The 8,012-nt window shown below is 70.6% G+C and carries 9 protein-coding genes; 4 read left to right on the top strand and 5 right to left on the bottom strand.

The window, feature by feature from the left end:
• Positions 1-192: 192 nt before the first annotated feature.
• From ACFRAV_RS31065 to ACFRAV_RS31055, 3 genes are all read left to right on the top strand, one after another.
• Entirely contained in the window at positions 193-567 is a 375-nt protein-coding gene (locus ACFRAV_RS31065) for a rhodanese-like domain-containing protein (protein ID WP_382560877.1), read from the top strand.
• Positions 564-1,313, top strand: coding sequence for a sulfite exporter TauE/SafE family protein (locus tag ACFRAV_RS31060; RefSeq protein ID WP_382560874.1), 750 nt, complete (start codon positions 564-566; stop codon positions 1,311-1,313). Before ACFRAV_RS31065 ends, ACFRAV_RS31060 begins: the two co-directional genes overlap by 4 nt.
• A 104-nt stretch (positions 1,314-1,417) precedes the next feature.
• Positions 1,418-2,710 (top strand): MFS transporter, encoded by a 1,293-nt coding sequence (locus ACFRAV_RS31055; RefSeq protein ID WP_382560871.1) that lies wholly within the window; start codon positions 1,418-1,420, stop codon positions 2,708-2,710.
• A gap of 135 nt (positions 2,711-2,845) precedes the next feature.
• Here the strand turns inward: ACFRAV_RS31055 and ACFRAV_RS31050 are convergent, their stop codons facing one another.
• The 4 genes from ACFRAV_RS31050 to ACFRAV_RS31035 all read right to left on the bottom strand — a co-directional run bounded on the left by ACFRAV_RS31050 (position 2,846) and on the right by ACFRAV_RS31035 (position 5,833).
• On the bottom strand, positions 2,846-3,190 hold the full coding sequence (locus ACFRAV_RS31050; RefSeq protein WP_382560868.1) for a hypothetical protein: 345 nt from the start codon (positions 3,188-3,190) through the stop codon (positions 2,846-2,848).
• A gap of 178 nt (positions 3,191-3,368) precedes the next feature.
• Positions 3,369-3,521, bottom strand: coding sequence for a tetratricopeptide repeat protein (locus ACFRAV_RS31045; protein ID WP_382560866.1), 153 nt, complete (start codon positions 3,519-3,521; stop codon positions 3,369-3,371).
• Positions 3,522-3,856: 335 nt separating this feature from the next.
• Positions 3,857-5,164, bottom strand: a complete 1,308-nt coding sequence (locus tag ACFRAV_RS31040; RefSeq protein ID WP_382560863.1) for a phosphatidylserine/phosphatidylglycerophosphate/cardiolipin synthase family protein — start codon at positions 5,162-5,164, stop codon at positions 3,857-3,859.
• A gap of 450 nt (positions 5,165-5,614) precedes the next feature.
• Entirely contained in the window at positions 5,615-5,833 is a 219-nt protein-coding gene (locus ACFRAV_RS31035; RefSeq protein WP_382560860.1) for a hypothetical protein, read from the bottom strand.
• A 322-nt stretch (positions 5,834-6,155) separates the two neighbouring features.
• Between ACFRAV_RS31035 and ACFRAV_RS31030 the strand changes: the two genes are divergently transcribed.
• The gene (locus tag ACFRAV_RS31030) at positions 6,156-6,899 is read left to right on the top strand and encodes a DUF4097 family beta strand repeat-containing protein (RefSeq protein ID WP_382560857.1); all 744 of its coding nucleotides are present in this window, start codon (positions 6,156-6,158) and stop codon (positions 6,897-6,899) included.
• A 127-nt stretch (positions 6,900-7,026) separates the two neighbouring features.
• Here ACFRAV_RS31030 and ACFRAV_RS31025 read toward each other — a convergent pair whose 3' ends face one another.
• Complete coding sequence (locus tag ACFRAV_RS31025; protein WP_382560854.1) at positions 7,027-7,680, bottom strand: hypothetical protein; 654 nt, start codon at positions 7,678-7,680, stop codon at positions 7,027-7,029.
• Positions 7,681-8,012 lie beyond the last annotated feature (332 nt).

Genomic DNA, 8,012 nt, shown 5'->3' with positions numbered 1-8,012 from the left:
CCCTGCTGGACGCCGCCGGGCGTGACGTGGTGGCCGTCGACGACGGCTTCGACTCCGCCGTCCAGGCAGGCCTGACCGTCACCGCCGGCTGAGCCCGCCCCGCCGGCCGCACCCATCGGCGGTGGACAGCTCCGGCCCGGACGGCCGGCAGGCGCCCCGCGATCCGAACGACCACTTCCGAAAGGCAGCACGATGTCCCTCTTCTCCCGTTTCTCCCGTGGTACCCGACGCCTCAGCGTGAACGAGGCCCACCGACGCACGCAGGGTGCCGGTGCCTCCGCCGTGCTGCTGGACGTACGCGAGCGGGGTGAGTGGAACGCCGGCCGCGCGCCCGGCGCCGTGTACGCGCCCTTGTCCGCCCTGACCGCGGGCGCCGAACTGCCGCAGGCCGCCCAGGGCCGTCCCCTGGTGGTCATCTGCCGCAGCGGCAACCGATCCCAGAAGGCCGCCGAGCTCCTGACCGAGCGTGGGGCGGACGCGGTGGACGTCAGGGGCGGGATGACGGCGTGGGCCGACGCCGGGTACCCGGTCGTCGACGCGCACGGCAACCGCGGCTCGGTGGCGTGACCGCCACCGCCCTTGTCCTCGCACTCGTCGCAGGGGCCGTCGTCGGCCTGGCCCTCGGGGGACTCGGCGGTGGTGGCAGCGTCCTGGCGGTGCCCGCTCTGACCTACCTGCTCGGACCGAGCCCGGCGGACGCGATCACCGCCAGCCTGATCATCGTCAGCGTCACGTCGGTGACCGCCCTCGCCGGGCACGCCCGCGACGGCAACGTGGCCTGGCGGACCGGACTGCTGTTCGCGGCGGCGGGCATCGCCCCCGCCGTGCTCACCGGGGCGGCCGCCGACCGGTTGCCGCAGACGGCGCTGACCGTCGCCTTCGCTCTGGTCGCCTCGACCGCAGCCGTGGGCATGCTGCGGCCGGCGCGCGCCCCGGCCGTCGGCGATGCGCGTCCCGTCAAGGCGGGCGCCGCCGGAGCCGGGCTCGGCGCGGTGACAGGTCTGCTGGGAGTGGGCGGCGGCTTCCTCGCCGTCCCCGCCCTGGTCCGGGTGCTGAACCTCCCCATGCGCCGGGCTCTGGGCACCAGCCTCCTCGTCATCACCGTCAACTCGCTCGCTGCCCTCACCGCCAGAGCCGGAACCGCAGCCGACCTCGACTGGGCTGTCATCGCTCCGTTCACCGCGGCCGCCGTCCTCGGTGCCTGGGACGGCAAACGTCACGCACAACGCCTCAGCGGCGACACCCTGCGGCGGATCTTCGCCTACGTACTCCTCGCCGTCGCCGCCCTCATGATCGTCGACGCGGTCGTCTGACCCACCGGCGGCTCCGCCGCCACCCTCCTGGTCCGCCCCGCAACGGGCCGACCGGCCCCTCGTTCCCCCGCAGCAGCACCCGCACCGCTCAAGGACGCCGACGCATGACCACGAACGCCACGAACGCCATGAACAGCACGACCACGCGGTCCGACGGCACCACCGTGCGCCTCGGCCTGCGGGAGAACTGGCTCCAGTTCACCCTCCTCGTCGTCGTCAACATGGCCGTCGGCGGCCTGGTGGGTCTCGAGCGCACCACCGTCCCGCTCATCGGCACCGACGTCTTCGGACTGACCAGCGACCTGGCGGTCTTCTCGTTCATCATCGCCTTCGGCGCCACCAAGGCCCTGACCAACCTCGCGGCGGGAGCCCTGACGGCCCGCTTCCGCCGCAGGCAGCTCCTCCTCACCGGATGGCTGATCGGCGTCCCCGTCCCCTTCATGCTCGCCTGGGCGCCGTCCTGGGGCTGGATCGTCGCCGCGAACGTCCTGCTCGGCCTCAACCAGGGCCTGGCCTGGTCGATGACCGTGAACATGAAGATCGACCTCGTCGGTCCCGCCCGGCGAGGACTCGCCACCGGCCTCAACGAAGCCGCCGGCTACACCGCCGTCGGCGTCACCGCCCTGCTCACCGGCTTCCTCGCCACCGAATACGGGCTGCGCCCCGTCCCGGAACTCCTCGGCGTCGTCTTCGTCACCGCCGGACTCGCCCTGTCCCTCGCCGTCCGCGACACCGCCGGACACGTCGCCCTCGAACTCGCCCAGCACCCCAAGCCCCTGTCCGTCGGCGAGAGGACCGGTCTGGCGGCCACGTTCGCTCGCACCTCCTGGCGCGACCGTTCTCTGCGCGGCGCCAGCCAGGCCGGCCTCGTCAACAACCTCAACGACGGACTCACCTGGGGCGTCTTCCCGCTCCTCTTCACGGACCACGGCCTCGGACTGGCCGCCGTCGGCCTCATCAAGGGCCTCTACCCCATCCTGTGGGGCATCGGCCAGATCCCCGCCGGCCACCTGGCCGACCGCATCGGCCGCAAACCCCTCATCGTCACCGGCATGCTCGTCCAGGCAGCCGGATTCGTGATCGCCCTCGCCCTCCTCGACGACCCCCTGCTCGCGGGCATCCTCTCCGCCGTCGCCCTCGGACTCGGCACAGCCATGGTCTATCCCGCCCTCATCGCCTCCGTCTCCGACCACGCCCACCCCACCTGGCGCGTCAACGCCCTCGGCGCGTACCGCTTCTGGCGTGACATCGGCTACGCCGTCGGCGCGCTCCTCGCCGGCATCCTCGCCGACGCCCTCGGCCTCGACGCCACCGTCATAGCCGCCGCCGCGCTCACCGCCGTGTCCGGACTGCTGGCCGCCCGCTGGATCACCGAGCACCGGCCCGACACCCACTGAGGAACGCGGCAGCCAACGACACCACCCCAGGTGGGGCCTGCTGTGTGGTCCAGGCGGCGGTGGGGTGGTGGGGTGGGGTGGGGTGGGACGCCGAGGATGTGCGCGGTACGGGTGCGGACGGCCCGGGCCCCGGAATCAGTCCTTCGGCGGAGGATCCAGAATGACGTCGGAGACGTCCCAGCCGCCCTTGACGGCCGGTCCGTTCTGCCCCATCGTGCAGCCGGCCGCCGATGTCGCGTCCGTGGGCGTCCACTCGCCGTACACCCGCACCGGCGGTTTGTCGTTGGACACCCAGCAGTCGACCCAGACCCGGAAGAAACCGGTGCCGCCCGAGCAGGTCACGACGAAGTTGTAGAAGGACTGGTAGCGCTGAGGTGCGCATTCCTTCGGCAGCGCGTGTGCGGTGCTCGCACCGATGCCGACGAGGGTGAGCGCGGCCATGGTGGCCGCGCTGAGTAAGGCGGAGATACTTCTGCGCATGCGGGGCTCCTTCGTGGGGGTGCTGCCGCCCGGACGGACGGCGGAGCTGAGAGCGCTGTGCAGCAGTGTCGCAGGGGGAGATGCGGCGGACAACGGGGCGTAACCGGCCGTGCGGCTCGCGGTGCCCTTCTGGACTCATGGTGAATGCCGTGGGCAGCAGGGAGAGCCGCTGTGTCGGTCATGCGGTGGGGAGCGAGCCCAGGATGTCCTGCGCGATCGTCAGGTCGTCACGGTCTGCCGTGTCGCCGAGGGCGAGGAGCCGGCGGAGACAGGCGCGGGCCTCGTCGGTCTCACCCAGTTCGACGAGAGCCTGTGCCAGGTCCAGGAGCATGCTCCCCTCCCCGGCGGGAACGCCGATCTGTTGGATCTGCCGATCTGCTGGATCTGGAGCGGGGCGCTGCGAAAGCGATCGGCGGCCTCCGGCCAGCGCCCGAGAGCCGCGTAGTCCCGGCCGAGTCCGCTGGTGGCGTAGGCGCGGGAGAAGTCGGCGACGTGCCCCTGCACCGGGCAGTCGGGCGCGTCGAGGAAGGCGATGACGCGCTCGTGCAAGGCCACGGCTTACGCAGGGCCGCAGGGGCGGGCCGCAAGGAACCGCCCGCCCCGTCGCCCCTGTGCCTGCCGATGCGCTCATCCTCTGATGTCAGGTGGCACGCAGGGAGGGAATGCCTATTCCTTGAGCTGCCTCGGATCGATCGGTATCTCGCGTGCCGTGTTCTCGGCGCGCTCCTCGGCGTTCGACTTCCGCGCCGCGGTTCCACAACAGCGGTCGTACTGATTCTGCCAGTCCGTCATGAACGCGTCGTAGCTGGACTGGCCGACCAGCTTCAGGTCCGACTCGTCGTTGTGCCAGACGCCGTTGCTCGTCCAGTTCGAGGAGCCGACGAACACGATTCTGGAGTTGGCCGCTCCCGCGTAACCGCCGCTGACCATCATGTACTTGTCGTGCGTGTAGTGCAGGGCGTTGCCGTTCGCGTCGGTGCCGCGGGTGGTGTCGTGCACGTCGATGTTCGGCCGGTCCTTCAGGTAGTTCTGCACGCTGCTGTCGACCTGGCCGGCGGTGAAGAGTATGCGGATCTTGACGCCGGTCTGTGCCAGGCTCACCAGCTTCTTCGGCAGTTCCAGATAGTTCTGGTCGCCCGGCTGCCCGTGAGAGGTCCACTGGAACATGGCGATGTTGATCGTGGCCGGCGCCTTGACGTTGTTCAGGAAGTCGACCCAGGTGTCGCTCTTGCTGCGCGCCTTGGGCCACTGGTAGGAGGGCGGGGACAGTGTCGTCCTGGCGTCCTGGCCGCTGGTGGAGTTGTAGTAGTCGGGCATCAGCGGGCCCGGGCCGTTGAGCGCCCCCTTGGCCATGGCCGTGAAGTAGCGGACGTAGGAGTTGTACAGGTCGACGTTGCCCTTGACGGTGGCGCTGCTGTTCCACGCGGTGTTGGCCTGGGCGGACGTGGGGTTGGCGCTGCTGACGGTCACGGTCCTGTTCGCGTCACTCCCGCCGCTGAGCATGTAGTACTTCGCGTGCAGGGAGGAGCCGGAATAGTGGGTCAGGCAGCCGCCCGGGCACAACGCGGCGAAGCTGGAGGCCTGCGGGTCGTTGCCCAACTCGGTGACCAGTGACTGCCAGACCGCGTTGTCGCTGTGCACGTCCATCAGTGCCTTGACGATGACGCCGCGCTGGTGGGCGGCGATCAGGGCGTTGGCGAAGTCCGGGCCCGGCTGCGTGCTTCCGATCGAGTACATGGCGACGCGTATGGTCTGCCCGCAACCGGCGCTGTTGATCGATTCGATGATCGGGCCCATGACGTTCATCCGGGCGTCGGGGTCCTCCGGGTCGTTGAAACGGGGACCCGGTGTCGAGGTGAACGTCCGTGACTCGCAACTGAGCGGATTCTTGGCCTGCTTGACCGCGGCGTGCGCCGTTGTCGGCGTCAGCACGGTGACGGCGAGCGCGGTGAACAACGTGAGCGTCCGCTTCATGGACGGGCCTTTCGCTGGGCTGTTGACGATGACACGTCGGGGTATTGCATGAGGTTCGGTCGGCGGTGTGTGCCTCGACCGTCGGGTAGCCGTTGGCGTCGATACCTTCGTTGTTGCGGTCCCCGGTCAGGGGCGCCGCCGCGGCGTTCGTTGTGGCGGCGCGGGTGCGGGTCGGAAGCGGGTGCTGGAAGAACGGGTGCGGGAAGGCGTCCGTGTTCGGCCATGCGTTGAGCTCCTGCGGGGGAGGGCAGGGACATCGGGAAGACGTCCTGTCGATGCGGCGTTCGGTCCGTTGATGTTTGCCCGGGGTTGTTCTGGATATGGCCCGCCGTTGGGCACAAGGGAGACTCGCAAAGGCGCCCAAAGGTTGCATGAGGGAGCAGAGGAGCAAGGAAGTAGCGTCGTGGGCAGCGGAGTTGGAAGCGGGGAACGGCTACTGGGACGGCGCCCTCAAGGAATCGCCTTGCCGATCTTGCCCGCGTGCGTCGCGATGGGCGCCGGGCCGGCGACGTCGAGCGGCGCCGACCGAGGCGGCCGGTCCCGTGGACCTACACAGGGCGCGCAGGAGGTGCCACCACGGTCGTGCACGACCACCCAGTGGTCGTCGTCCTCGACCGTGGTGGCACACAGGTGACGGCCGTCCACGGAGACGGCTACGACTTCGGGCATACCCGTCGCTGCGGCAACGCGTGAGGGACTCGTCGAGTACAACCGCGCCGCAGCGGACCGCCGGTGCCACTCCCTGCCCAGCTCTTCGAGGGCGTCGCGGGGCCGGGCAGTCGGAGTCGGAGGGCATCGAGTCGGACTTCACCCCGTCCAGCGGGCGGGGCAGGCATGGCCCGGCGCTCGTCGACGACGAGATGGTGTGTTGCCCATCCGTCGCGGGCATACGCGCTCCATGACGCCATCGCCGTGCCGACCGAGCCGCTCCCGCCGGGGGCTGGGCCCCCGTCACGGAGTCCGCGCGGCCTGGGCCGGATGCGCGTTCCTCATGCTCATCACCCTGACCGCGTGTGACCACGACGGTGGTGACGGGGCGTGGCACGGAGTCGCCGACGGAACACGGGGGGACCTGTTCGAGAGGGCCTCCCTGGAGGACGGCAGTCGTCTCCTCGTCACCACCGAGGGCGGCGTGCGGATCGTCGGGACGGACGACGAGAGCGTGACGGTCGACGAGGCGACCCCCGCCCGCTGGGACGAGGACGCGGCCACCCCTACGCTCGACCTGCTCTGCGACCACGGTGACGCGCGGACGAAGGACAACTGCGGGGGCATGCCTCTCGTTCGGGTGCCCGCCGGTGTCTCGCTCACCGTGCGGGCCCGCAACGCCGGCATCGAGGTCGACGAGGTGCGCGGCGGGCTCGTCCTGAGCACCGTCAACGGCGACGTCACCGTGCACGACTCGGACAGGAAGAGTGCCCGTCGACACCTGGTGACCCGCAACGGCTCCGTCCGCGCCGACGGCCTCGCCGCCCGCGGCGTGAGCGCGGAGACGGTCAACGGCGACGTCGACCTGCTGTGCACGACCTCGCCGCGAGCGGTCGACGGCGTGACGCGCAACGGCTCCGTGCGCGTGACCCTCCCGGCCGACGGGCCGCCCTACGAAACCGATGCGAGCACGGTCAACGGGCGGACGGTCGTGGACGTCCCCGCCCCGCCCGCGGACTCCGAGGACTCCCGGCACCGGCTGACCCTGCGCACCGTGAACGGCGACACCGAGGTACGCCGGGGCTGAGGGACGGGCCGTCGAGACCTCTCACGACGGGGACGCGCGCCCTGGTCCTCCATCGTCACCGCGCCCACCAGCTCGACACCGAGAGCGGGGCGTTCCCCGACCGAGGAGCGCCACGGGCAGCCCTGCGTCAGCCGCCACCCGAGCCGGCCGACGCCGAACCACCGGAGGTCCAGCCGGAGCTGGGCTGCGGCCGATGGCGGGTGCTGCGTTCGGTGCGCAGTTCCACCACGACCCCGGCCGGGACGAGCAGGGCCTCCAGGGCGTCGGCGAGCCGCTGCGGGTCGCCGACGGACGGGAACCCGGTGATCCGCTCCCGGCCGCCTCGCAGGACGAGTTCCAGCACGAGCGTGGAGACGGCCGGCTTGGGGTCCCCCTGGTACGGCTCCACCACCTCGTGTGTCAGCCGTACCTCGCGCAGGGTGTCGACGGGCAGCCAGTCGTCCGGCCCGGAGGCCCGGACCAACCTCAGGACCGCGGGCACCCCGACCGGCGCGAACTCCACCCGCAGGATGCGCCTCGCCCGGGAGAAGGCGAGCGCCGGCCAGCCGAGCAGGTACTCCAGCCCGGCGATCACTCCCACCACCACGAACACGGTCGACGCCTGCGCCCCGGCCAGCACCATCCAGAAGGCGACCAGCAGGGTGGGCACGCCCAGGACGAGTGGAGCGAGCAGCGCCGGCCCCGCCGAGGCCAGCATGATCCGTGCCGCCCCGGCCGGCGAGCCGCCGTGCAGCACCAGAGCCGTCGAGTCGGGGCCTTGTAATAAGGGATCGGTGGCCATGTCTTCAGCGTAGGACCGGTCCGCAAGAGCGCCTCGACCCGATCCGGCCGACGAGGCCCGGCCGCGCCTCACGGAGAGCATTGCTTCGGCAACTGCATGCGACGACGGGGTCTCGTGTTTGTGAGGGCAGGCATGGGGCGCGCGTCACGTACGAAGCGTGTTAGTGGGCTCTGTTGTACGGCAGATTGCCCTTGAACAGCTACAAGGCTTCTTGGAAAGTGATGCGATGCCGATTATCTACGATCCAGCATCGTAGGTCACATCTTTGCTTTGCGATTTCGCCGTGGCTAAGAATTGCACTCGTCGCTCAGCAAGCCGCGTCTTTCCGACCG

This window comes from Streptomyces sp. NPDC056600 (genome assembly GCF_042792855.1).
Taxonomy (GTDB): Bacteria; Actinomycetota; Actinomycetes; order Streptomycetales; family Streptomycetaceae; genus Streptomyces.
This window is presented reverse-complemented; position numbering and strand designations above follow the sequence as displayed.

What these genes read in the sequence shown, in the direction of transcription:
- ACFRAV_RS31065 (WP_382560877.1), top strand. Translation starts at nt 193, where the DNA reads ATGTCCCTCTTCTCCCGTTTCTCCCGTGGTACCCGACGCCTCAGCGTG.
- ACFRAV_RS31055 (WP_382560871.1), top strand. Translation starts at nt 1,418, where the DNA reads ATGACCACGAACGCCACGAACGCCATGAACAGCACGACCACGCGGTCC.
- ACFRAV_RS31050 (WP_382560868.1), bottom strand. Translation starts at nt 3,190, where the DNA reads ATGCGCAGAAGTATCTCCGCCTTACTCAGCGCGGCCACCATGGCCGCG.
- ACFRAV_RS31045 (WP_382560866.1), bottom strand. Translation starts at nt 3,521, where the DNA reads ATGCTCCTGGACCTGGCACAGGCTCTCGTCGAACTGGGTGAGACCGAC.
- ACFRAV_RS31040 (WP_382560863.1), bottom strand. Translation starts at nt 5,164, where the DNA reads ATGAAGCGGACGCTCACGTTGTTCACCGCGCTCGCCGTCACCGTGCTG.
- ACFRAV_RS31035 (WP_382560860.1), bottom strand. Translation starts at nt 5,833, where the DNA reads ATGCCCGAAGTCGTAGCCGTCTCCGTGGACGGCCGTCACCTGTGTGCC.
- ACFRAV_RS31030 (WP_382560857.1), top strand. Translation starts at nt 6,156, where the DNA reads ATGCTCATCACCCTGACCGCGTGTGACCACGACGGTGGTGACGGGGCG.
- ACFRAV_RS31025 (WP_382560854.1), bottom strand. Translation starts at nt 7,680, where the DNA reads ATGGCCACCGATCCCTTATTACAAGGCCCCGACTCGACGGCTCTGGTG.